The organism is Chitinophaga sp. CF118, from assembly GCF_900112615.1.
In the GTDB taxonomy this organism is placed as follows: Bacteria; Bacteroidota; Bacteroidia; order Chitinophagales; family Chitinophagaceae; genus Chitinophaga.
This window is the reverse complement of the sequence record NZ_FOMK01000001.1, coordinates 1-25,701: the sequence shown is the minus strand read 5'-3', so window position 1 is coordinate 25,701 and position 25,701 is coordinate 1. Positions and strand designations below refer to the sequence as shown.

Below are 25,701 nucleotides of genomic sequence, written 5' to 3'. Positions count from 1 at the left end.
ATGTGAATAGATAGTCAATGGACAGCGTTAAATAGTAAATTGATAAAATTCAAAAGAAACTAAAATGGAAAGTATAAATACTACATTTAAGTGCTCCTTAAGAGCCTGTAACATCTGGAGAAGAAGGTGGGTGCTTCTTCTACTAGTGCTTGTTCAAACAGCCTGCAAAAAATTGATAGAAGTAGCTCCTCCGGAAAGTACCATCGGTGTTACGGATGTATTTACAACTGATGTTAGTGCAGCAGCGGTATTAACCGGTATCTACACCAATATGAGTAATAGTAACTCAACTGAATTCTACAAAGGTGGATTTACAAGTATGTCACTTTTCCCATCATTATCGGCAGATGAGCTGACATCTGTAGCTCCTGGTAGTTTGACGTATAATGCTTATTATACTAATGAGTTAACTAGTTCAATTGATCCGTATCAATCTCCTGATTACTGGAAAATCATTTATCCAATTATATTTGTTACCAATTCTGCTATTGAAGGGCTAGAGAATGCACCTCATTTAACTCCTATAGTAAAACAACAGTTAATGGGTGAAGCCAAGTTTATGCGAGCGTTTTGCTATTTTTACTTGGTCAATTTATATGGAGCTGTGCCTCTTGCAATTAGTACTGATTGGCAAGTGAATGCAGTGCTTTCCCGTTCTCCTGTAGCAAAGGTATATCAACAGATCATTTCAGATTTGAAGGACGCACAAAGTTTGTTGAGTGAAATCTATTTACAGGCGGATGTAATGTCAAAAACAAGCGAAAGGGTTCGACCTACCAAATGGGCCGCGACCGCTTTACTTGCAAGGGCCTATTTATATACTGAAGATTGGGCTAATACGGAAATACAAGCTACTGCAGTTATAAATAATTCAACGTTATTTGACTTACCTGCTCCAGATTATGCTTTTAGGAGATTTAGTAGGGAAACCATTTGGCAGTTGCGGGGAGTAGGTGCAAAGCCAGATGTTTATAATTCAGCCACTACACTCAATACAGGAGAAGGCCTTTTATTTATTCTTCCATCATGGGGGCCTAGTCCATATGGTAATCCCGTTTATCTAAGTAATAATATTGCGAGTAATTTTGAAGCAGATGATCAGCGAAAGATGAGCTGGGTAAATAGTGTTACAGTGGGAAGCAATACCTATTATTATCCCTTTAAATATAAAATAGGTGTTACGGATCTTCCATACTCCCTTGAAAACTCAATAGTGATGCGTTTAGGGGAACAATATTTAATAAGAGCAGAAGCAAGAGCACAACAAAATAATATTGGTGGTGCACAAAATGATGTAAATGCAATTCGTACCAGGGCTGGCTTATCTAATACAACTGCAGATAATAAAACAACTTTACTTACCGCAATTCTCCAGGAAAGAAAGGTTGAATTATTTACGGAATGGGGACATCGCTGGCTGGATTTGAAAAGAACTGGTAATATTGATGCAGTAATGAGTTTGGTAGCTCATCAAAAAGGTGCGAGCTGGAAAACAACTGATCAACTATATCCTATTCCTTTAACTGAGTTGAAAAAAGCTCCTCAACTGGCTCAAAATGCGGGATACTATTAATAACGACCATTGGGAACAACTTTTCATGAAAGTAGTAATGATTCCTAGGGAAAATGATTTTTCTGAGGTATGGATTTACAAATAGTGATCATGTTTTGACCATAAGTATTAAATGAGGGCTAGGAGTGCGATTCGCAACTTTTCAGATTTACTATTGAGTTGAGTTTCTTATTCAGAGCCACAAATTTAAAATATGAACCTTCATAATTACAGACTATCATACTAATAAAAAAACATATAACTATAACGTGAAGGACTAATCAAATTAAAGTTTTCACTATCTTTTATTTACTAAAAATAAAGAAGATATCTAAAATACTTTTTAAGTGTCTTCTTTAGTTTTAGTACCACTGGTTAGAATCACAGTCCTCCCAGTTATATATTATAATCTAACATTAAGGCTTTACATATACATTAGGGGTTGAAATTAACGTAGCTATAGCGGTATTAATTTCAGCTTGCAATGCACCAGTAATAATCGGTTTTGGTACACCTCCTAATATTTGAACAGTCGTAAAGATAAAACAAATGTTTAGGCCACCTGTACAAAAAGGGGGAGTACCACTGACCTGTATGTAACTAATGGGATTGATAACAGGATTAGGTGCTATGCCTGGAGTTGCAAATTTAAAATATGAATATGCCATGATAAATGGTGCTTTTGTGAGTTAAAAAGCAAAAAAAACTTTAGTTTTAATGCTTACTCTTTTCAGGGTTTTCAGCTTCCCCCTTTAGTGCTACATACAAAGAGTTTATCCTACTTAATATGGAATTGCAACAATAAAATAAACACTCAGTTAAGCTGTAGTATTTAATTTGTTTAAATTTCTTTCAAATTCCGCTGGGGATAAGTACCCCAGGTAGAATATAATCTTTTGCGATTGTACGAGATTCCTATAAATTCAAACACAATTAACGCTGCTTGTTCTTTATTGATGAATTTCTGCTCGTATACACATTCTGTTTTAGCGTCTTGAAAAAGCTCTCCACGATCGCATTACCCCAACAATTCCCTTTGCGACTCCATACTCCTACTGACCATGGGATTGGCGGCTAAAAGGGTCTTAAAATCGCTACAAGCATATTGAATACCTCTGTCTGAGTGAAAGATTAACCGCTGCGTTACGGCTCTGTTCTTTTCCGCCATCTTCCAGGTCGGTATAACAGTGTCAATCGCTTTCATGGTAGAGCTTAACGACCAACCTATCACTCTTCTATCTCCAAGGGCCAACACTATAGTCAGATCAATACATTAAAGCATAAATCGCTTAAAGTTGATTGTGTTTAATATTTCAAATATAGACTCCGTATCAAAGCGATGTTGTTTATGTTTTGCTATTCTCCGCTTATTTTTAACCGTTTATCTCCCTTTGCCAAAAATCTCAAATCAACAATTATAAGCAAATCATCTAGAATTGCGTGTGTACGTTATTTCTTCTATCATACATAATTATTTATACATTCAAAAGACATCTCCTGATGATCAAACCTTTTGCGCCATATTTCACTGGTGTAGAAAGGCATGATCGGGTAGAGAAACAGGAGCATTAATTTCATCCAGAACACCCTATCACTATCAGCATCAATACTATTCCTTACGTCAAGCCATTCATGGATCAGTTCTATATTTTTCTCCGGAACAAAATTACCAGCATCCATTATTACGTTCTGTTTTTCAAAGAAGGCGCTACCAGCATTTCTAATAAAGTCACTAATGTTAAAATCGCTGCTATGAACGTCGATTTCAGACGTGTTTATCGTTTCCTTAAGAGGATTAATAACAGTACTCAGGCATTCTTCAAAACCCTGCTTTGTAAAATTCGTTTCATTGTTTGAAGGAGAAGTCAATGTCAAATAAAACCTGATTTCGTCCGACCCTACACCATAAGATGTCATCAGTTCTTTACAGGTAATCTTATGATTTCTGCTTGTGCTGAACTTTTTACCCTCTAATAAATAAAAATCATTCACGATAAATAGATCCTCCATTTTAAACTCCGACAAGGCCTGAACGAAATGAAACTTATTGAATAGATTACTAAGGATATTATCTTTTCCAAAAAAAGAGACTATTTTCACATCAGTTCCTCTCGAGTATGGATTGCTATCGCTGTTGGTAAGGGTCTGATATCTTGCTCCATAAATCTGATTCAGAATAAATCTGTTAGCGTATGTATTCAGCTTGTAATAAATACCTTCGTATTTTACTTTGATTCCCCAGTCGTATCGATGCAAAAGGTTTATATATTTTAACCCCTTATAGTAATCACTAACACCTTCCCAGACTTTCTTTACGATCGGCTGAGAACTCAATGTACTTGTTAATATATCATCCCACCCGTCAATCTCCAGGCAGATACAATCCTCTTCTGCCGGTAATAACAATTCACTATCAATTGTGCATTCCTTTAAATCGAATATATTAAAAGTGCCGCCGCAACCTTCACAAACATTTCCACTCATAGAACTTTGACAAATCAAGCAGGTACTTTGGATCATAGGTGGCAGTACAGCAGGTTCTCCTGGATTTCTAATAACATAAGAGATTTTTTTAAGATGCCTGGTATGCCCGGAAACCAAACTATAAAAGGTATCAGCAATATCTTCCAATTCCTTCGTATAATCCAATGGGTTAATAAGGTCATCTACAGCAATATCAGCATCAGACAAGTCAGTCTTGATCTTGTCGTAGTTCTCATTAATGAGAGCGACTTCCTCCTTTCCTTTGGCTTTTGCATCAAAGGCCATATACAAATCAAAAGCATCAATTCCAAAAATCATTTTTACATCCGAATTCCGAACCTGTAAAAATCTTTTGTACAAGTCTGATCTCAAATAAGGACCTGCTAAATGTCCCAAATGTAATCCCCCGTTAGGTGTTGGCGGAGATGGAATTATTAACATCCTATGTAAACGGTATCTGATTAACTCCTCAGTAAAACTCACGATATATAATATTATTAGTTAAACATCTTTCTTTCAAATTCAGCAGCTATGTAAGGACCCAATTTAAGTCCCCTACCTGAAGCGCCTTCCACATAGAGTATTTGTTCATTATAATGTCTTATTCTGGGAATTTTATCTTCCGTATAATTATCTCCTCCCCAAACGCCTTTCAGTATACCTCTTTCGATGTTTATCCTTTTATGTAAAATAGCGTCCAGGATACTATCGTCCTCTGCTGTATATTTCCAGGCCGTTTCTTTGCCACTTCCCCATTCATTAGAAGTAAGACTCAAATAGAAATGGTTACCCCTGGCCAGTAAAAAGGATCGCTCATCGGGAAAATTGAAGACGGGAAGATTAGGAATATCAGGAATAAAGTCAGACTGGAATGCAACTATTTTCTTGTTTTTTGAACTTATACGTAAGCCATCTATAATGTTGTTTGAAGGGAGGTAACTCCCCATGCAAAGTATAACCTTATCGGAAATAATATTCCCATCAATCAAATTGATATGAGCCTTATTATCCGTATATACAATGCCCTTTGCAGGTGTTGCTTCAGCAATAACTCCTCCCAGTTGTATATAGCTGTCCTTTATCTTCGATATCAATTCATGGACATTAAAATGATGAGCAATTCCATTGAAAAAAATATGATCGTCTTTATGGATCTTCACAAAATCGGAATATTTCCTTATGAAATCTGTTTTATCAGAATCTTTTAGCCTAGTGAACAAAGGATCAAAACCCATACTATATGTAGATGAAGTAATAGAATAAATGGGGCTTTTGTAAATTTTATATCCTACCAACATTGAATATCGCTCAAATAATAGCAGGCTTTCCAGGTACATTTTATAGATCTGGCGGCTTTCGCATATTGGGCTCGATAGGGCAACGCAGTTTTCTGTATTTCCATATCCTACCTTTTTCTCTGTAACTAGCAATATTTTTTTTTCCGGATGCAGATATTTTATATGGTAAGCAGAAAATAATCCGATTATGCCACCGCCCACAATTAACAAGTCGTATTGATCTGCGTTATGCATTCCACCAGATTGAAAGGATCTTAATATCCCGGGGACCGGTGTTCGTGATCTGGTGTTTTTCAAATGAATTGAAAAATATCATCTCTCCTTCGCGTACCACTTTCACGGTTCCCTCCAAAGATAGCTCACCGCTACCCTGGAAAACAAACCAACATTCTTTTACTGAATGTGCGTCCAAGATAGAAGTAAAGCCTGGCTCAATAATAAAGATGCCACTCTTGAAAGGAGCATTGTCAAGATTATACTGACTAAAAAGAGTCCCCACTACTGAGGAGTGGCTGCTCAAAAATTCAACTAACATGATACAGTTCTTTTAAAAGAGTCCACTCTGATTCCAAAATACTATAATATATAGTATCTCTCCATTTTCCATTATTCAACAATGTATGCTGCCTTAAAACACCTTCTTCTACAGCTCCAATCTTCCTGAGGGCCTTCCTCGATTTTATATTATTCACATCTGTCTTAAACTCTACCCTATGCAATGAAAGTTCGTCAAAACAAAAAGACAGAAGCAGATATTTGCACTCCTCATTGAAGCCTTTTCCTTGAAATTCATTGCCAAGCCATGTCCAACCAATTTCGGCCCTCCTGTTCTTAAAATCAAAATTTCCAATGCTTGTACTCCCCATTATCTTGCCATCTTGTTTTTGATATATCGAAAACATCATCCTTCTGTTTGCCTGCCAATCATTGATACCGGATTCAAGATATGATTGCAAATTGCCGTCACTAACCTTCGTGGGTGTGTAAAGCCATAAGTCTTCATCAAAAGCTATTGTCCTTAATGAATCAAGATCATCCAATGATACTGGTTTGAGTAGCAAACTATCGGACTCCAAACTGAGATTTGCTTTAAATTGCATTTATTATAATTTTAGAATGAATATAGATTATAATTATTTTGACAAGGCTTACCTCTTAATGCATAAAAGTGTTGTTTCTCTGGATACATAATAACTGATGCTACCGTTTCATTACTTTTAGAATTATCCTCATTATGTGCACAAATACCTACAGGGAATACGGAATGATCCTTGAAAATGGAAACGATATCTTCCAAACCACTTTGCTCATTCAAATGAGACTTCAAAATATTAAGCCGTTTAATCGATGAATTTTTGCTAAAAATATTTAGCTTGTCTAAGTGCAGAAGCTCTTCATGCAAATAATGATTTGTATGCAGTAGAATCCCAGATTCAATTATTCGATGCTGAGTCGGGGTAACTTCCAGAATGATCTGTCTTTCCTTATCCTGGATAATAAAACTCCGAGAACTGGCAATGGGTATCTCCTCAATTAAATCTATACACTCATTTATAGTATTGCATTCTAGAAATTTCCGTACCAAAAGATAGGGTGGTATGCCTGCTTTCCAACCATCAGAAACAACAAGATTGATGGTGATCGCAAGTCCCCTGTTATTCATGCCTGCATAACCTAATAATCCCGCAAATGAATACTGCAACACTTCAAGGTTATCTTTATTAGTTGGCCTCCATCTAATAACATGACCAAGGCTGGTCATTCGTCCATTCAAATCAATCGTCTGAGCTGTCACGATATTACCCGGCTTGTGAATGCCAAATGAACTGCAGTCACCCAATAACGTGAAAGAACCGATTCCGATTATTTCCCTTCTCACCTGCAACAAGATAGCCTCATCAATGGTAATTGCTGCACCCTGAGCCAATCCAGTAATTTCTTCATAGACTTCCGGTAAATGTAATTGAATCATTTCCTTGTAAACCTCCACATAAACATGTATGTTATTTTTATTAATGGGCTTACATGATAGCTCATTGATCTGGAATAAGCCATCGTTTAAAAAGGCATTAATCTCGTCTTTCAATATAGCCCCATGTTGTTCTCCCATTTCAAAATAGGAGCCACATAACTGTACTTCCATCATTTTAATTGTTTCATTATATCATTCAATAAGTTATAAATATTTCCAACTGTCTTCAGGTTTAATAAACCATTGCCCACAAAATCAATGATACTGCCTCCAAGTATATCCGTAACAAAAGTTTAAAAAAACGACTTCATGGACAGCTGGCCAAAATCTTCCATTCATTACAGAGTTCTTCAATAATAAAATAAAACGTTATTCATATAGTTTTTCAAATTCAGATTTAAATTTTTCAAGAATGTTTCGCCGCTTGATTTTATTCTGATTGGATAATAAATTATTGAACTCAGTAAAATCCTCGTATTGCAGGAAAAACCTATAAATATATTCCTCCTGTTTACAGCTTTCATTATAATTGTTTATTACCTGCTGTATGGTATCAAACAGTATGTTTTGGGACTCCGGAATGATCAGAGCCGTCAAATAAGGTTTGTTATCACCATACACTACACAGCGTTTTATGACAGGCTGAGCCATCAGTTTTGCTTCTATACCACTTGGAATGATCTTTTTTGAATTAGATAAGGCAATCATTTCCTTTATCCTCCCGTTTATAAATAAATAGCCATCTTCATCTATATAGCCAATATCGCCCGTGGCCACATATCCATCCTTCCTGAACACTCTGGAATAATCTTCCTCTGCAGACAACTCATATTGGTGACAAACGGGATGTTTGCTTCTGACCAGGATTTGCTGCTCTTCATCAAATTTCAATTCCATATTGTGGAACAACTTACCTACACTTCCGATCCTATTAACATGAGGTCCGTTTTTAGCAATAATACCTGTTTCATTCATCCCATATCCTTGATAAAGCGGTATGTTTGAATCAAAATAAAAGGACACCAATTCTTTTGCGATGGGAGCAGATCCTGTCCATAAATATCTGATTTGTCCACCCAGGTAATCCAAAAGACTTAGCTCGCTATTTTTTTTCGCAATCGAGGTAAATTCATTATATATAAGTTCATAGATGTGCGGTACTCCCATAAGTATTGTAGGTTTTTCCTTTTTTAATGCAGTAAACAAATATTCGTAGGGAACAATAATCACGGTATGCTCATAGTATATTGCCGAATAAAGCCAATAACGTTGCTGCAATAAACTCAGGGGTAAGAAAACCAGAATTCTATCTTGTCTAGAATGATTGAATAGATGCTGAATTCCGCATATTGAATTTTCAACACTTTCAACAGACTGTCCAATAATTTTAGGACGCCCGGTGCTGCCCGATGTAGATTTAAAGGATAGAACATCCCTTGGGCCATAAGAGAAAGCAGGAAAATCTATCTGAAAATTTTCTACTTCTGAGTCAAAAAATTCGCCAATCTTAATCAAAGGGATACTCAATCTATCTGGAGGCGCATAATGGATATTTCCCACCAAAATGCCGCCTAATTTCAAATTGTCACACTGATATTGGTGACTATCGTCATTCCGCTCCAATGGCAATAATTTTATGCCACAATATAAGCAACACAAGTCGGCGAGTACCCATTCTAAATCATTACTGCATATTATACCCAATATGGTCTCCCGATTAAACCCTTTTTGTTTTAGATACGAGGCTCCCCTTAGAACCAGTGGATGTAATTCAAGAAATGTATACTCTACTCTCTTTCTATTGTGAAAAGCAATCAGCTTTCCCGCGCTGGATTTCATTTTATCGGTTAATTCATTAATTTTCAAGCTAGTTGGATTTAAATTGTCGATTATCTCTATTCAGATTCGCATCAGGCCATTCGACTGTATATGGTAACAAAAATGGCAAGTCTCACATTGCATAAATCGTCTGAAGTGTACTTCCGAATTTTGACTCCATATCACTGTTTGTAATAGGCCAAGTTGTATGATCCCATATAATGTCAATGTCTAATACTGATTCAGTACGAACAGCGTCTATGTTAAAACTTGATTTAGGAATTTTTAAAGATTTATTTAGATTATTATCTAATCGTTCTGCAAAAAGTACATTTGGATAAACCATTGGGTTATCATCTGTAATTAAATTACACTCTTTATTAAAAATAATTTTTCGCCTCATTTTTCTAGATTCATTATTGATAAATTGAGCCAACGAGGGAAAATCATATTGTTTATGGAGCAATGCATTTAAAATACACACTCTTATTCGAAATAAAAATTGTAAAATTGGCTCATCGGAAATAATAGGAAAGCTCACATACAAAGGCATAAATAAATTGCCGATAATCGATTCTTCTTCGGCACTTGCTCTATTGGATACAGGGATACTCAGTATTATGTCATCTAGCTTTCCAATATCAGATAACATAAGTAGTTGAATCGCTATTAGAACAGTAAAGATGGAACAATTATTAGTCTGACAGAAATTAATAAAAGTTGCAAATGACGGACCAATAAGGTGACACTTAAAAGTATTAGCAGGAACATATAAATTTTCAACATGATAATTCATTTTCAGAAGGGAACCTTTTAAGTGCTGTTGCCAATATAGCAAATTGTCTCGTTCGAACTTTTCTTGTTCAACTTCTTTATATAGATATTTAAAAAATGATTCAGATGGAGTGTCGGACAATGAAAATCCATTCAGGACTTGCTGATAGGTGTTTAATAACGTTCGTTCTAACAGGTTGAATGATATACCATCGACTGCAAGATGATCTACACATAGACTCAATATATTCTGTCCGTTTGCCTTGAATATTTTTGCTTTAATAGGAGATTCAGATCTCAAATCAAATGCTTTTTTTATTTCATCCGATATAAGCAGTTCCGTATAAATTGAACTAAATAGACGAAATATTCCCCTTACTTTTATTTGTGGAACATTGATCTTTTGATCCGGAAAGTATTGTTTCCACTCACCTTTAACATTTAAAAGTTGTAGTCTAAGGGCCGGATGAGATGCAACTATATGGTGGAAGGCCTTACAGAATGCCATATAATTAAAATCTTTGTTGAGTCGATAGACTCTTTGTAAGGGCTTCCCGCTATCAGGGTTAGCTTCGATACGATAGACTAAATAACGTTGACCACAGGTAAGGGAGAAAACTTCCGATTCTGTATTTATCATATTATATTCAAGTTAACCAATGTAAGAATTAAGGAAACCAATAGCTGGTCATTTAGGCCACAACAGAGATTATTTTTTTTTCCAATCAATGATAGTCATTTCATCACTTATGTTATATATATCACTATTGAGCAATGTATTAATTATTACTCCACTTCTCCAGGCTACTAAACTAAGGTTAGGATCTGCAATTCCTCTTACGTGTTTTGCACCGTTATGGATAAAGATACTCCCCTTAATATTAGATTTGGGTATCAACCTGAATTTCTTATCAATCTTAAACACGCCATCCTCTATATAATATTCTTTCGACAACCGTTCTATACATTTAGGTATTTGATAGTAGAATCCAGTGCCCAAAATAACAATTTCAGATTCTATCGTACTCTCATTATTGAGGCTCATGAAATATTTTTCGTTTTCTTTTTTAAGATCTGTTAAACTAGAATCGTTATAAATGGAGATTTCACATTTAGTATTAAATTTCATATAATATAATAAGTCATATATTTCATTTAACATGCTTCCTGAAACACCATCTGAAGTATATTTTTCTTGTTCAATTAATTTTGTCCTTTGGTTTTTTTCTAATGAGTAGATATACTCGCTATAGTTAGGTGTATATAATTCATTAGCAAACGGTGTGTCTTCAAGTAAATTCAATCTATGGTTTCTAAATATCCAATTGATCCGAGAAGGGAGGGAATCATCGTCATTTTCTAGAATAAACTTCAAAATTTCACAACTACTTTGTCCATCTCCAATAATTGCAACTGATTTACCACGGTAATTGTTATATTGTTTTAAAAATTGTGAACTATGGAACAAAGTGGATGATAGCCAACTTCTGCAAAAGTTAGGAATATTCGAGGTTAATCCGGCACCCATTAAAATATTTCTTGTTTCAAAAATTTCGCTATTCACCTTAACCTTAAAAAGTTCTCCTGTATGATCAATTTCCTCAACATTGGAATTGAAATACAAATTATCTAACTTGGAAACAACCCATTTTAAATAAGCCTCGAATTCCTTTCTTTTAACATTACTGAATCCATTTCGAGCAGCAAAAATGTATAACTTCCTCTCCTCTTTTAAATAATTTAGAAAGCTAAACTTATTAGTAGGGTCAATCATTGTAACAAGATCCTTTAAAATCGAAACTTGAAGTTTTGCATCTGGAAACATTAATCCTGGATGCCAAGAAAATTCTTTCTTATGATCAAAGAATATGGAACTTAACTTTGATGAAAAAGGTTTTATTAAAGCAGCCGTGCTTAAATTTGAAGGACCGACGCCTATCCCTATGACATCATATATTTTCATAAACTTAGTAAATTTAATGCCTCTACAGCTAACCTAAGAACCAATCGTTGACTGATAAAATGCAGATTGGGTTTAACATAATCTAATGGATTATCTCTGGAAAGAGATCAAATAATTGATCTTCAATTTCCATTATTTAGTTTTTTAGATAATAATGCTAAAATATCCGCGACACATTTTAAGTTTAATAATTCATAATCAAAAAAATCAAATATGTTTAGATTTAATTTTTTAGTAATCTCTGACAGAAAAAAAACAAGTTGCAGTGAGGAAAACCCAAGATCTTCTTTTATCCTCAGTTCAGGGCTGATCTCTATTTCTTCCTTCAATTGAATAATGATTTGGTGTTGAATTATTTCATATATAGAATTATTATCCCATGTTTTTTCATTCATTTTTTGTAAATTTTTAAAGAGAATTCGTTAGCATATTTTGATGTACTTTATTCCTCGTTATTTTAGTTTTAATATTTAGCATTTCAAACTCATCTTGGTTTAGTGTGAAGAATTAATAATACCTATTTCTTACAAAGTTTTAACTATGTCATACAACGAACTTTAAAAATAATCGAGTTAATTAAAATTATCAATCAAGAAGATGATATTCGTTGCTGTCTTATTATAAAATTTGATCCATCTGATTCTTGTTGGATTATTTCAGGAATAAATGAAATTATTCTAGAGAATTATACGGTTAAAATGAGTCCCTTGAGACTTTTAAATTCCACAAGGAATTAGAGGCTTATGAAATAAAATTTAATTTTCAAATAATTGCTTAGGTTTCGTAATTCGTTAATGTTCAATATCTAAATTAATAGAATAATTTTTTTGTTAAGAGATCGAGAATTTAACAGACACTGAATTTTCACCATTTATGCTTTATTCATATTGAAATTTTTGTTGTTTAAAATGTGTTTCTATCCAATATTTAAGGGAGGCAGTAGTTTTTTATTTATTTTCCCATTTGAACTCAAAGGAATTTCATGTAACTGTACATAGTGCGCTGGTACCATATAAGGCGGTAACAGTGTTGCCAAGTAGTTCTGGAGAACCGCAGCATCTAGTTCATCTGGACTTACGACATATGCTACGAGTTCTTTTCTACCATCCGAATTTGTCATCGCAGTTACTACCGCATTGGTAACATATTGATACTGCATGAGGCATGAAGCAATTTCCCCAGGCTCGATACGGTACCCTGTAATTTTTATTTGTTCATCCTTGCGTCCAATAAAAGCAATATTTCCGTCAGGCATCCACTTCCCGAGGTCTCCAGTTTTATACATTCGTTCTTGGGGCCTGAAGGGGTTTGACACAAATTTTTCGGCGGTAAGTGCAGGGTTTTTGATATATCCTGTAGCAAGTCCTTCTCCACTTAAACAGATTTCACCTGTAACCCCGATAGGTACAAGTTGCTGTTGTTCATTCAATATATATACTTGTGTATTAGCAATAGGTTTACCAATTAATACTTTGCCATCTGTCTTTATCTTATAGACAGTGCTGTAAGTGGTATCTTCGGATGGTCCATACAAATTATTGATTTCCATTAGATTCGGATCAAGATATTTAAGAAACAATGGCGGCATAGCTTCCCCTGCTATGTTTAAAACGCTTACATTACTTAGATCCACCCTATCCCTAAGTAAGGAGCCCACTACACTTGGCACAGTGTTCAACATTACTTTTGTTGCTTTAGATAAATAGTAAGGAATCGACATTGCCCACTCAAGCAGTCGGACTTGTTTACCAGATGAAATAGGATAAAAGATTTCAAATATGAATAGGTCAAAACATGCAGAGGTCGAACTAAACAAAGTATCGAAGGGAATCTCAATAAAATAGTGCTTACACCACCAAATAAATGAAAAAACATTTCGGTGCGAGATGGCAATACCTTTAGGGGTTCCTGTAGAACCGGAAGTATAAACTATATATGCCGTATTTTGCTGGGTAAAACATCTAGGAATGTTAATAATCGAGTAGTATCGCTGTACCTCCTTAAATGTATCCAATATATGCCCATCGATAACTAAAGAACAGTCTGAATCCTGAAGCATATGATTCTTGCGAGCCGGTGGATTAAGAGGATCAATCGGCAAATAAGCAGCTCCTGTTTTAAGTACAGCTAACATAATGATGACGATCCATTCACTGCGTTGAAGGCAGATAGCAACAATTAGTCCTGGCTGGATTAGATACTCTTGCCTGAGGTAAGCGGCCATTTGGTTGGCCACTTCATTAATCTGCAAATAGGTAAACGATCGATCTTGAAACAATAAGGCTATTGCCGCAGGATTAGACACAACTTGTTCTTCGAATAAATCTATGATTGTCTTATCATTAGGTAATGGTAAGTAGTTATCATTAAAAGTAACCAGCAATTGTTGCTGTTCATCCTTCAGCAGATACGGAATGGTAATAATAGGTTGAGAGGGATGAGACAGTAGAAATTCCAGTATGTGTTTAAAATGTCTTAAAAGGGTATCTATTATCTCTGAAGTAAACAGATCTTCACAATAATTAACAGATAAGATGTAATCTTCCTTCTCTGACAAAGAAAATAAATGAAAAACCAGATCTTCCTGCTGCTCTCCTGAATGTAAATAATTAATAGAAGAAAACTGATTGTTTCCCTCTATTATATTTGTCTCGTCCTGATATGCGAATACCAAATTATGGATATGATCTACAACATCCAATTCTTTTAGTAAATCATATAAATTAAATCTATGATGATTATAACATTCTTCTAACTCACTTTTAATTAAAATTATGATATCTGTAAATGATAAGTTTTTACTAATTTTTATCGAGAAAATTAATGTATTTATACAAGGACCAATAATATTCTTAAACCATTCTTGCTGGCGATTAATTGGCAATCCTATTAACGGGGCTTCATTGCCATAGCAATTATTTAAGATAAAGAATACTCCAATAAAATAATGAAAAACAGTGCAGTTATATTGCTGACAAAAATATTCTACCTGATGGTATAATTCTCTTGATATTATTAACTCTTTTCGCCTTGAATTAAGTGATCTTGCAGTGGCATGATTCATACAAGATTCAAAAGCCCTTGTCGGCTGTATGTCTTTTATTCGATTTGTCCAAAATATTTTGTCATTTATAAAATCTTCAGATTTTTTATACTCCTGTTCATACTCTATAAAATATTCATACGAATATGTTTTATCATTAATATTCTGTATTTTATTTCTTAGTGTTGCTGTATATAGTGATACAGTATTATTAAAAAATAAATGAATGGAATAATTATCAAAAATTAAATTATGAGCCTTGATGTATAATAAATTATCATTCTCTGAACAATGAATAATTCGGATCTTTAACAGATTTTTAGTTATATCAAAATATTGTTTCATGTCACTATAAATCCATTGTAACCCAGTTTTATTTGGAGATTCATCATGTGAAAAGTCAAGAGTAGCTATATCGCATTTAATAAATTGGATATTTTCTTTTAATAATAATTTATTCAATGCTTTGTGTAAAGTATCGATAACATCGATATTATTAACTGTAGTATTAATTGCTTCCATCAATATGGATATATTTAAACTACCTGTTATCCGAGTATACGCCCCAACATTTAAGAGTGAAGATGTCGGAACTTCTTTTTGGATGACCCAAATCAATTGCTGAATGCTCGTTAATCTATTCATTTATGAAAATTATGTTCTATTGCATGTTTTTCTCGGAGCCTTGGGTATGGTTGTTCCTATCGACATCTTGAATGTTTTGATGTCAAATGTATATCAGATCTATTATCTGAAAAAGATGTAATTGTTCGTAGGGATAAATTCCTCTTTAGAAGGAAAGCCGTTTCAAAAGTGTTTGAGGCGGCTTCCTTCCATTTTAAAATTAGTACCGCGGATTAAACCAACAGTCCCTAATCATATATTAAAACATTAAGGCTTTACATATACATTAGGGGTTGAAGTTAATGTAGCTATAGCGGTATTAATTTCAGCTTGCAATACACCAGTCAAAATTGGCCTTGGTAGTGGAGATCCGGCGAATATTTGAACACTCGCCCAGATAAAGGCCACGTTTGGACCACCAGTAGTAAATGGAGGAGTACCACTGAACTGTACATAACTAAGCGGATTGATAACAGGATTAGGTGTTACACCTGGAGTTGCAAATCTAAAATATGAAAATGCCATGATAGATGGTGCTTTTTGTGAATCAAAAAGCACGAAAAACTTTAGTTTTAATGCTTACTCTTTTCAGGGTTTTCAGCTTCCCCCTTCGTACTCTTTTCAGGATTTTTTCCTTTCACCTTTGGAACTACAAAAAATTCCTCCTGCTTGATATAACAATACCCAAAAAATATCAACTGTTGTAAGTTTATATTTTACAGAGAATCGTTGGTCAATGAATATTTTTACAACAAGCCCAGTTGATAAGGAATTTGAACGATAAAATATTACCTTAGTAATAATAATGTTATTATAGAAAGGAAGCCGTTTCAAAAGTGCCTGAGGCGGCTTCCTTCCATTTTAGCATTAGTACTGCGGATTAAATCCACAATCCCCAATGATATATTGTAATCCCAATATTAAGGTTTTACATATACATCAGGAACTGAAGTTAAGGTAGCTATAGCGGTATTAATTTGAGCTTGCAATGCACCAGGAATAATTGGTCTTGGCACACCTCCTAATATTTGAACGCTCGCAAAGATATAAGCCATGTTTGGACCTCCGGTAGTAAATGCTGGTGCCCCGGAGAATTGTACGTAACTAAGCGGATTGATAACGGGATTAGGGGCTATGCCCGGAGTTGCAAATTTAAAATATGAAAATGCCATAATCGATGATGCTTTTATAAATCAAAAAGCACAAAAACTTTAGTTTTAATGCTTACTCTTTTCAGGGTTTTCGGCTTCCCCCTTGCCTACTCTTTTTCGGATTTTCAGCTTTCTCCTTAATTACTGCATGCAAAAAAACGTCCGCTTGATATACCCAGGAAATGCCAACTGCTTGTAGGTTATATTTCACAGATTGGAATCGTTGGTCAATGAATATTTTTATACCAAGCCCAGTTGATAAGGAATTTGAACAATAAAATATTACCTTAGTAATAATATTATTATTATAGAATGGAAGCCGTTTCAAAAATGTATGAGGCGGCTTCCATCCATTTTAGCATTAGTACCGCGGATTAAACCCACAGTCCCCAATGATATATGGTAATTCCAATATTAAGGTTTTACATATACATCAGGAACTGAAGTTAATGTAGCGATCGAGGTATTAATTTGAGCTTGCAATGCACCAGGAATAATCGGTCTTGGCACACCTGCTAATATTTGAACGCTTGCCCAGATAAAGGCCATGTTTGGACCACCAGTAGTAAATGCAGGGACCCCGGAAATTTGCACGTAACTAAGCGGATTGATAACCGGATTAGGTGCTATGCCCGGAGTTGCAAATCTGAAATATGAAGATGCCATGATAAATAATGCTTTTATGAATCAAAAAGCACAAAAAACTTTAGTTTAATGCTTACTCTCTTCAGGGTTTTCGGCTTCCCCCTTGCCTACTCTTTTCAGGATTTTCAGCTCTTCTCCTTGAGTCTACTTTGTATTGCAGCACAAAAAATTTCTCCTAATTGATGGAACAAACAAAAACAGCTGTTTGTAAGTCATATTTTGCACGATTCGTTCGCGAATGAATATTTTAAGGATCTACTTGGTAGATAGGGATTTGAACGATAGAATATAATCTTAGTAATAATATTATCAGCCCTTCATAATTTCGGAAACTATATACTATCTTAACAATTCTTCAACAAAACATTGGAAGAAGGTTTTCCGGTTAACTTTGCTATTGTAATTTCTGTTTGCAGTTGTGAAGTAATGCAGGGTCTCATTTTACAACAAACGATATTTATTTCTGCATAAATAGCACAGATCTCATTTCCGCAAATACAATCTGGCATTATCTTTATAAGACAATAATTAGCTGGGTCAGTGGGACCATCGCAAGAATTATTTCCATTGAAAACAAACCATCCGAATGCCATAACATGAGATGCTTTTATAAATCAAAAAGCAATAAAAACTTTAGTCTGAATGCTTACTCTATTCAAGGATTTTCAGCTTCCCCCTTGCTTACTCTCTTTTGGATTTTCAGCGTTCTCCATTTCTGAATAAGATATTATTTCAATTCCACTTGAGATATATCAGGATTGCACATATCGCATTATTCACTGTCCGTGATCCAGTAGAATCAGGTAATAAATTCTTTATTTGAAATAGTCGTGTTTTTTGTGGGTTAAACAGCATCTCTAATATGTGGAATAGTGGAATTCCTTTCTGTGGTTTACCTCAGATGTAATACTTTTTAAATTTATCAATTAAGTTTTATTTCTGTATGAATAATAGCTATTGCGAAATAATTACCAATATTGATAATGTTTGTTGTTCCCAAAATTCAGTACCATACTGTCATCATCGCAAATTTTATTCTCTCTTATCTGTAGTAAATTTCCTGATAATTATTTTCATTTAATTATGATTTTGATGTTGAAAAATTATGAGGAACATTTTTATGTCTTAGGATTGAATAGTGATAATGGAATGATGGAAAATAGGATTAGGTGGTGAGCCTGGATTCAAAAATGTAAAATATCAATCTGTCATGATTTAAGATAGATTTAAAATATTTTTATGAATCAGAAAGTAACAAAGAGACTTTAGTTTTAATACTTATTCTTTTATATCATCATTTAACAAGATCTCATATGTACATTTGTTCCTGCTATATTTTCAGTTCCCTATCTTATAGATGATTAATACGAGAAAGGGGATCGCGTATCCCCTTTCTCATATTGGACTCAGTATTGCAAGTTAAAGCTCAGGTTGTGAGCTTGATATTAAGGCTTTACCCACACATTTGCAGTTGAAACTTGAGTTGCTACAGCCGTATTAATTTCAGCTATCAACGCAGGGGTCATAATCGGTCTTGGTACACCGTTTAATATTTGAACACTCGCCCAGATTACACAAATGCGTGGACCACCAGTACAAAAGATAGGAGTCCCAGAATATAACACATAACTAAGGGGGTTCGTATTAGGGTTAGGAGCTATACCCGGAGTCGCAAATTTAAAATATGAAACTGCCATAATATACAATACTTTTATGAATCAAAAAGCATTAAAAACTTTGGTTTAAATACTTATTCTGTTAATATTATTACCAAAAAATTAAGACATTCCAAGCACATTTTTAGTTGGAGACTGAGTACTTGTCGCAACTTGGTTTCAGTGCACAACGTCCCTGTTATAATCGGTCTTGACATACCTCCTATAATTTGTACGTTCGCACAAATTGCACATACGCATGGACCATAACTACAAACCGCAATTCTAAATCACATGATTTAATCACAATTTTAAGACTTTACATATACATCAGCAGAGGACGTTAATGTAGATACTGCGGTATTAATTGCACTTACCAAGGCGGAGGTCATTATCGGTTTGGGAGCACCAACTGGAGGAGTACCCATTATTATTATTATTATTTAGACGCTTGCGAAAATATAAGCCAGGTTTGGCCCTCCTGTAGTGTAAGTTGGTGTACCTGAAAATTGTGTAAAACTAAGAGGGTTGAATAAATTTGAAGGTGGTGTTCCTATACCTGGAGGATTAAATTTAAAATATGAATCTCCTTATTAAAGCCCCATAATTACATTAGGAGAGGATACTAAAGTAGCCAATGCTGTCTGGATTTCCGTGCATAAAGTTGAGCAAATAACAGGTCTTTGTACGCTATTAATTATTTGTATGCATGCGTAGATATACTGGATCTTTGGCCCAACTGGAGAGAAAGGCGGTATCCCCGGTACAAATGTATAACTCAATGGATTACATGCTGGAATTGGAGGAATACCTGGAGTATTGAATTTGAACCATCCACTAGGACCACAGCAGGGGCAAGGGCAATTAGCCATAGCATAATCTGCTTTTATAAATCAAAAAGCAATAAAAACTTTAAGATGAATGCTTACTCTATTCTAGGGTTTTCAGCATCTCCCTTAGTGTACTCTATTACTAAGTTTCAGCTCTCTCGGCTGTTTATTTTAACGTACAGCAAAAGTCTTATACTGCCCAATTTAGCAATCGGGAATATCTAAGGAACGGTAACTCCAAACTATTGAGCTTATCCTTGGTGTGTTAAGAAGTAGATTTCCGTGCGAATTGATCGACTAAATACGGTTTTGAAAGGGAAAATCAATTTTTCTTCCTTTGAGGGCACATCTATGATTGATGCATTTTGTTGCTGAATAGCTTTATGAGAAACATTATACGAGCTAGCTATACTGGGTCTCGAGTCATTTTGTATCTATTAGAATTTCTTCAACATAGTATTATTTCCTCCCATTGTATGTTGACCTGTAGTATTGTTGTTCTTATACTTCCAAAATTGACTGGTATTGTTTGTCCTACGAGCCTAATCCCAGTTGTGATGGTATTTAAGGCTTTCTCTTTCTGATGTAAATTTCCTGACTTTTTTTTGTATTCAATAATGAATCTGAAATAAAAAAATTATGAGAAACAAATCTTATTTCTTCTTTAAGAAATGCCCTGGTCTGACTGAATTTCTTTTGTTAAAGCTATAATGCAATTTTGCATATGGCGATACCCATTATCGCCCTTTTCCTGTATAGGAGGGATTGTTAACTACAGAGTTGAAAATATAAAATTTGAATTAACTATTATGCAAGACGCTTTTGTGAATCGAAAGCAATAAAAATTTAGCGTATATGTTCACTTCCCTTAACTTTTTTTTATTTATAAAATGAGAGAGGTGCAAATGTGCACCTCTCTCATTTTATCGTAATTGTCATTGGTTAAAATTATAGTTTCAAATCATGTCGTATTTCTTGGATTAAGGCTTTACGTATGCATTTGGTGTTGAGACCTGGTTAATAACCGCATTAGCTATTTCAGCAGTTAGTGCGGGACCAATGATAGGTCTTGTTATAAAACCTAAAATTTGTACGCTTGCCCATATATAAGCCATATTGGGACCACCTGTAGTAAAGGGAGGAGCACCAGAGAACTGTACGTAACTATTCGGATTAAGAACAGGTGTAGGGAAAACACCTGGAGTTACAAATCTCCAATATGAATCTGCCATAATAACAAATACTTTTATTGATCAAAAAGTATCAAAAACTTTAGTTTTAATACTTACTCTGTTAACGGGTTTTCAGTTTTCCCCGTGCCTATTCTATTCAAGATTTTCGGCTTCCTCTTTTTGACTAGAAACCTGTTTTGTAGATCTATATTGTTCATGTGTTTCTTCCAAGGCATCTTAGGAATAGACAATTCATTCGTTATTGTATCATCATTAGAAAACTGTTTAAAATAACATGTATAGACAGTAGGATATTAGCATTAATTTTCAAACTAGCATAAATCGTATATTTGCTCGCAGTATACAAGTAGTAAAAACTTTATTTTATACTTATTTTTTGGTTTTTGATGAGCTTTTTAGCTTCCTTGACAACTTAGATGGAGAATGTATCTTGATTTTTTTTATTTTTATACATTATTGTTGCTCTCATTCCATTAAAATAATACCTGCTATTGCTAATTAGAATTGGCTAATTGTTTTGTTTGAAAACCATCTTTTATGCTTTTAATATTAGGCCGAATCAGTCATATGTATGTAACGTGGTTGAAAGTTTGTTGTGCATGAAAGTTCAAAAGATGACGAAACAGAATAGTCCAATTGTCGTAGTGAAGATTGGAGAAATTGGATTCGTCATCAGAATATGAGTAAAATACATCTAAATACCCTACGTGGGATCAATCAGAGAAGGCACATTAGACAATGTCGGAGTACCCACCCCTAACACTTTTCACACGTTTTTGGTTATTAATATCTCAGCCCAATAGAATTGTTTCAAACTATGTTATCAAACCTTTATTAAACTATATATACATTACACGCGGACGTAACAGTAAGTATTGCAGTATTAATTGTGGTTGTTAAAGTAGCATCAATAACTGGTTTTATTCCAGCTCCCGTTATTTGAGAGCAAGTATAGATATAAGCTAGAGATCCGCTACCGCCAGTCGTGAAAGGAGGAACCCCCAAAAACTGTACGTAACTAAGTGGGTTGATAGTGGGATTAGGAGCAACCCCTGGAGGTACAAATTTAAACCATAAACATGGGCATGAGCCTGAACATGAACAAGGCATAATATTAAATGCTTTTATGAATCAAAAAGCAATAAAAACTTTAGTTTGAATGCCTACTCTATTTTAGGGTTTTCGGCATCCCCCGTACTTACTCTCTTGGGGATTTTCAGTTCTCTCCATTGTTGATTTTAACGAATCGAAAATTTTTTATAGTATCAATTCAACAATCGGAAATATCTAAGCGAATATGACTCTAATCTATTGAGTTATCCTTTGTGAGTTAAGAAGTGAGTTTTCGTACGAACAAATAGACTAAATTCAGGTTTGAAAGAAGAGATCAATTTTCCTTCCTTTTAGAACGACCCTATGATTGATACATTTTGTTGCTGAATAGCTTTGTGAGAAACATTATACAGGCTAGCTAAACTGAGGCTCAAGTCATTTGTATGTTTAAAATTTTTTCAACTTAGTTTTATTTCCCCCCATTGTATGTGACTTATAGTATTGTTGTGGTTATACTTCGAAAATTGACTAGTATTTTTTGTCTGCGAAAGTCCCATTACGATAGTATTTTGACGTTCTATTCCTGATATAAATTTCCTGACTATTCTTTGTATTCAATAATGAACATGCAATAATAAAATTATGATAAACCAACCTCATTTCTCCTTTAAGAAAGACCGGGCATTTATCGGAATCTCTTTGTGAAAACGATAATTAGCTTTAAAGGGTAGTTAATACATCCCTATAGCAGCCATTTTCTGTAAAGGAATATAGATCGTTAACAATAACAGACCCATATTTATACTTACCCTTTGGGTTTTTGATGATCTTTTAAGTTCTTCGACAACTTATGCATTGATAGCCTTCGATCTGGGCCTGCTTGATCCGGAAACGTTCTTTACATAATTTCACAGACTGACAATGAAAGTAATAATAAACTCCTCCATTCTCACAAAAACCATTGTCAATTAAAGGCTTTACATAACGCTATGAATATCTCTGAATAATTAAATAAAAAGCGAAATAGAATTTCATTATGATTATGTCCATGTATCTATCAATGGTATTTTTTATCTACGATCAATCCAAGAATAAAATGAAGAAGTTTCATCATTGTAAACAGAAATTTTAACGAAATTTTAGGCAGATGTTTAATTTGCAGATACCCCACCTAATTCATTATGCCATGAGAATCATTCAGCATAATTCAAGGGATTAATATCACCCTGATCCTGTTAATAATAGTTCATAAATACCGGGAGTATAAAAATTCAGATTTGTGTTTAATTGATATCTTCCGAATGAAATATAAAATGAATCTCATAATTTTATTAGCGGCAACCCATAATCAGATATAAATAATTGTGTTGAAATTTATACAAGGAGGTCCATGTACTCGCCCATGTGTCTGATTTGAATTTACAGCTTCAGATATTGGCATCGATTCAGCTTATGATTCATTGAATTACATGATATTTAAAGGGCCTTACCCATTTTAACATTGGTTAGAATCTACATTATAGTTACGCTTACATAAAAATAATGGACGACTTGCAGAGATCTGTTATTTGCGATACAATATGCAAAGTAATACAAACAGTATTGAATAAGTATGTATACTCTTCTAATATAATTACAAATGCGTAATAGAATTTTAGGTAACATTAAAAGAGGAAGCCGAAAATCTTGAACAGAGTAGGCGTTCAATTAATTTTTATCGCTTTTTGATTTATAAAAAGCTCCTTATATTATGGCATGTTCATGGTTTTTATTCAATTTTCCAGGTGTAGGTTCTTGGCCCTCCGCTTTTACTAATCCATTAAGCTATACCCAATTTGGAGGCGTACCAAGCATAACTCCTAATGGTAATACCCCCCAATATATATATGCGAGTCCTCAAATCATAGCTAGTGTAATAAGACCTACTATTGACTCAGCTTTATCAAATGAGATACTAAATGCAATAAATTCAAATATTTCTACTCTCCGAGTCTATTTGTATTTAGAATAACGGCAATTTGCGGATAATTTAGAGTTGAAAGAAGGATAGCAATATGCAAGAATGAAGCATCATATAAAAGGTAATCGGTTTCATTTTCGGATCAAAGAGTAGACCCAAAATCTTATTCATAGTAGTCATTCAGCTAAATCTTTATTACTTTTTAATTAAAAAAACATCTGATATTATGGCATGCACAATTCCAACTTCATGGTTTAAATTTGTAGGAATTATACCTCCTTATTCAGCACTTAATCCAATTAATTACGTGAAATTTTCTGGTACCCCGGGCTATACTACAGGTGGTCCCTATATAAGCTTCATCTTTGCTAGTCAACAAGTCATATCCGGATCTATAAGGCCGGTTATTACACCCGCTTTAAATTATGAAATTATTGTTGCGTCTACAAATCAAACTTCAAGCCCTAATGTATACGTTATTCCATAGGATTAGCTTCATATTCCACTTGCTTTTGGTTCCAGATCCTCATCGGCTTGCATTCCTATTTCCGCTTTGGATAACTTGTATCCAACGTAAGGTGATACTATAGGATATGTAGTATGAATCACAAGCTTATCTTCTTTCAATGTCAGCGTAAGCACCTTGGACAATATCCCACTATATTATACTTAATATGCAAGGAGGTTTTAAATTATTCCTTACGGTCAGCCAAATGTTGATTCGAACAAATTTCAAACTTCTTTAATGCAAGAAGGAGAATCATATATTTGAACGCGTACCGCATTGTCGCTTGTTCCTAGGAAGTTTTTATCTTTAGATGTTGATACAATATACCTCACTGAATCAACATGCCAGGATCCAATTAATATTAACATGTTGTTCATTTTTCAGATTCAAGCACATTCATGAGCCACATATACATTATTAGAAGAGTTATAAGTGGCCACCGCGGTATTAATTTCTGCACTTAAAGCAGCAGTAATAATCGGCCTTACACTTCCACTTCCTCCAGGGGAACAAGTCAAGATTTGGGTGCTTGCGAATATAAAATTAATTGTTGGACTTCCAGTAACAGTGCGGGGGACTCCTATGAATGTTACGTAGCTACATGGATGATGATTGGGGGCAGGAGATACGCCAGGGCAAACAAATATAAACCATGAAGTTGCCATAAGAAAAGATGCTTTTATGAATCCAAAAGCAATAAAAACTTTAAGTTGAATACTCTGTTCCAGGGTTTTTAGCATCTCCTTTGCTAATATATAAAGCAAGCATTTACACAAACCAAGCTTACAAATCCGATACCCGATTATAATTAACAGTGATCTAATTATACAGTCAGTAATCCCCTCTCCCAAATTTCCCCACAATTATTCACGTTCAATTACGAAACTTAGATAATAAAAATATGAGGAACCAACTTCCATCATCAAGATAAATAAAAGACTTTTTCTTATCCTCTTTAGCTCTAATTTCCCTCTATTTCAAGAAAATAAACCCCACTGAAACTCTCTGCCATTAAGACATTCAGAGAGATAAAGCATATATAAAGCATATGTGAAGCATATATAAAGCATAAATGAAGCATACTTCTAGTCACCCAATAAGGGACTGATGTTTCGCTAAAAATAACTTGGAGATCAGAAGAAGGCTGCAGGATTTGAAGATGAGCCGTAAATTTAAGA

General features: G+C 34.5%; 17 protein-coding genes and 1 pseudogene. 1 reads left to right on the top strand and 17 read right to left on the bottom strand.

Annotated elements, in window-relative coordinates:
* Positions 1 to 64: 64 nt before the first annotated feature.
* Positions 65 to 1,573, top strand: a complete 1,509-nt coding sequence (locus BM176_RS00105) for a RagB/SusD family nutrient uptake outer membrane protein (protein WP_090098320.1) — start codon at positions 65 to 67, stop codon at positions 1,571 to 1,573.
* Between the two features lie 395 nt (positions 1,574 to 1,968).
* Here BM176_RS00105 and BM176_RS00100 read toward each other — a convergent pair whose 3' ends face one another.
* The 17 genes and pseudogenes from BM176_RS00100 to BM176_RS32690 form a co-directional block, all read right to left on the bottom strand.
* The gene (locus BM176_RS00100) at positions 1,969 to 2,220 is read right to left on the bottom strand and encodes a hypothetical protein (protein WP_090098319.1); all 252 of its coding nucleotides are present in this window, start codon (positions 2,218 to 2,220) and stop codon (positions 1,969 to 1,971) included.
* 173 nt (positions 2,221 to 2,393) lie between these two features.
* Positions 2,394 to 2,540 (bottom strand): annotated as a pseudogene (locus tag BM176_RS33080) (IS3 family transposase); the annotation flags it as partial.
* 473 nt (positions 2,541 to 3,013) lie between these two features.
* Complete coding sequence (locus tag BM176_RS00090) at positions 3,014 to 4,477, bottom strand: class I tRNA ligase family protein (protein WP_090098315.1); 1,464 nt, start codon at positions 4,475 to 4,477, stop codon at positions 3,014 to 3,016.
* 56 nt (positions 4,478 to 4,533) lie between these two features.
* Positions 4,534 to 5,568, bottom strand: a complete 1,035-nt coding sequence (locus tag BM176_RS00085; RefSeq protein WP_090098313.1) for an FAD-dependent oxidoreductase — start codon at positions 5,566 to 5,568, stop codon at positions 4,534 to 4,536.
* Entirely contained in the window at positions 5,561 to 5,869 is a 309-nt protein-coding gene (locus tag BM176_RS00080; RefSeq protein WP_090098311.1) for a cupin domain-containing protein, read from the bottom strand. The genes BM176_RS00085 and BM176_RS00080 overlap by 8 nt, the downstream gene beginning before the upstream one ends.
* Positions 5,859 to 6,434, bottom strand: coding sequence for a GNAT family N-acetyltransferase (locus BM176_RS00075; protein WP_090098309.1), 576 nt, complete (start codon positions 6,432 to 6,434; stop codon positions 5,859 to 5,861). The genes BM176_RS00080 and BM176_RS00075 overlap by 11 nt, the downstream gene beginning before the upstream one ends.
* Positions 6,435 to 6,445: 11 nt before the next feature.
* Positions 6,446 to 7,480 carry a C45 family autoproteolytic acyltransferase/hydolase gene (locus BM176_RS00070; protein ID WP_090098307.1) on the bottom strand — a complete coding sequence of 345 codons (1,035 nt, stop codon included), beginning with the start codon at positions 7,478 to 7,480 and terminating at the stop codon, positions 6,446 to 6,448.
* A gap of 195 nt (positions 7,481 to 7,675) precedes the next feature.
* The gene (locus BM176_RS00065) at positions 7,676 to 9,172 is read right to left on the bottom strand and encodes an AMP-binding protein (protein ID WP_143097659.1); all 1,497 of its coding nucleotides are present in this window, start codon (positions 9,170 to 9,172) and stop codon (positions 7,676 to 7,678) included.
* Positions 9,173 to 9,257: 85 nt separating this feature from the next.
* A complete protein-coding gene (locus BM176_RS00060; RefSeq protein WP_090098303.1) occupies positions 9,258 to 10,538 on the bottom strand; it encodes a condensation domain-containing protein in 1,281 nt (426 codons plus the stop codon).
* A gap of 69 nt (positions 10,539 to 10,607) precedes the next feature.
* The gene (locus tag BM176_RS00055) at positions 10,608 to 11,861 is read right to left on the bottom strand and encodes a lysine N(6)-hydroxylase/L-ornithine N(5)-oxygenase family protein (RefSeq protein ID WP_090098301.1); all 1,254 of its coding nucleotides are present in this window, start codon (positions 11,859 to 11,861) and stop codon (positions 10,608 to 10,610) included.
* A 122-nt stretch (positions 11,862 to 11,983) separates the two neighbouring features.
* Positions 11,984 to 12,256 (bottom strand): hypothetical protein, encoded by a 273-nt coding sequence (locus BM176_RS00050; RefSeq protein WP_090098299.1) that lies wholly within the window; start codon positions 12,254 to 12,256, stop codon positions 11,984 to 11,986.
* A gap of 521 nt (positions 12,257 to 12,777) precedes the next feature.
* Positions 12,778 to 15,549 carry a non-ribosomal peptide synthetase gene (locus tag BM176_RS00045; protein ID WP_090098297.1) on the bottom strand — a complete coding sequence of 924 codons (2,772 nt, stop codon included), beginning with the start codon at positions 15,547 to 15,549 and terminating at the stop codon, positions 12,778 to 12,780.
* A gap of 246 nt (positions 15,550 to 15,795) precedes the next feature.
* The gene (locus tag BM176_RS00040) at positions 15,796 to 16,053 is read right to left on the bottom strand and encodes a hypothetical protein (RefSeq protein WP_090098295.1); all 258 of its coding nucleotides are present in this window, start codon (positions 16,051 to 16,053) and stop codon (positions 15,796 to 15,798) included.
* Positions 16,054 to 16,448: 395 nt separating this feature from the next.
* Positions 16,449 to 16,700 (bottom strand): hypothetical protein, encoded by a 252-nt coding sequence (locus tag BM176_RS00035; RefSeq protein ID WP_090098293.1) that lies wholly within the window; start codon positions 16,698 to 16,700, stop codon positions 16,449 to 16,451.
* 393 nt (positions 16,701 to 17,093) lie between these two features.
* Positions 17,094 to 17,345, bottom strand: coding sequence for a hypothetical protein (locus tag BM176_RS00030; protein WP_090098291.1), 252 nt, complete (start codon positions 17,343 to 17,345; stop codon positions 17,094 to 17,096).
* Positions 17,346 to 20,789: 3,444 nt separating this feature from the next.
* Positions 20,790 to 21,041 carry a hypothetical protein gene (locus tag BM176_RS00020; protein ID WP_090098287.1) on the bottom strand — a complete coding sequence of 84 codons (252 nt, stop codon included), beginning with the start codon at positions 21,039 to 21,041 and terminating at the stop codon, positions 20,790 to 20,792.
* Positions 21,042 to 25,484: 4,443 nt separating this feature from the next.
* Positions 25,485 to 25,701, bottom strand: a 217-nt coding sequence (locus BM176_RS32690) for a hypothetical protein (RefSeq protein ID WP_218162124.1), incomplete at its 5' end; no start/stop codon positions are given.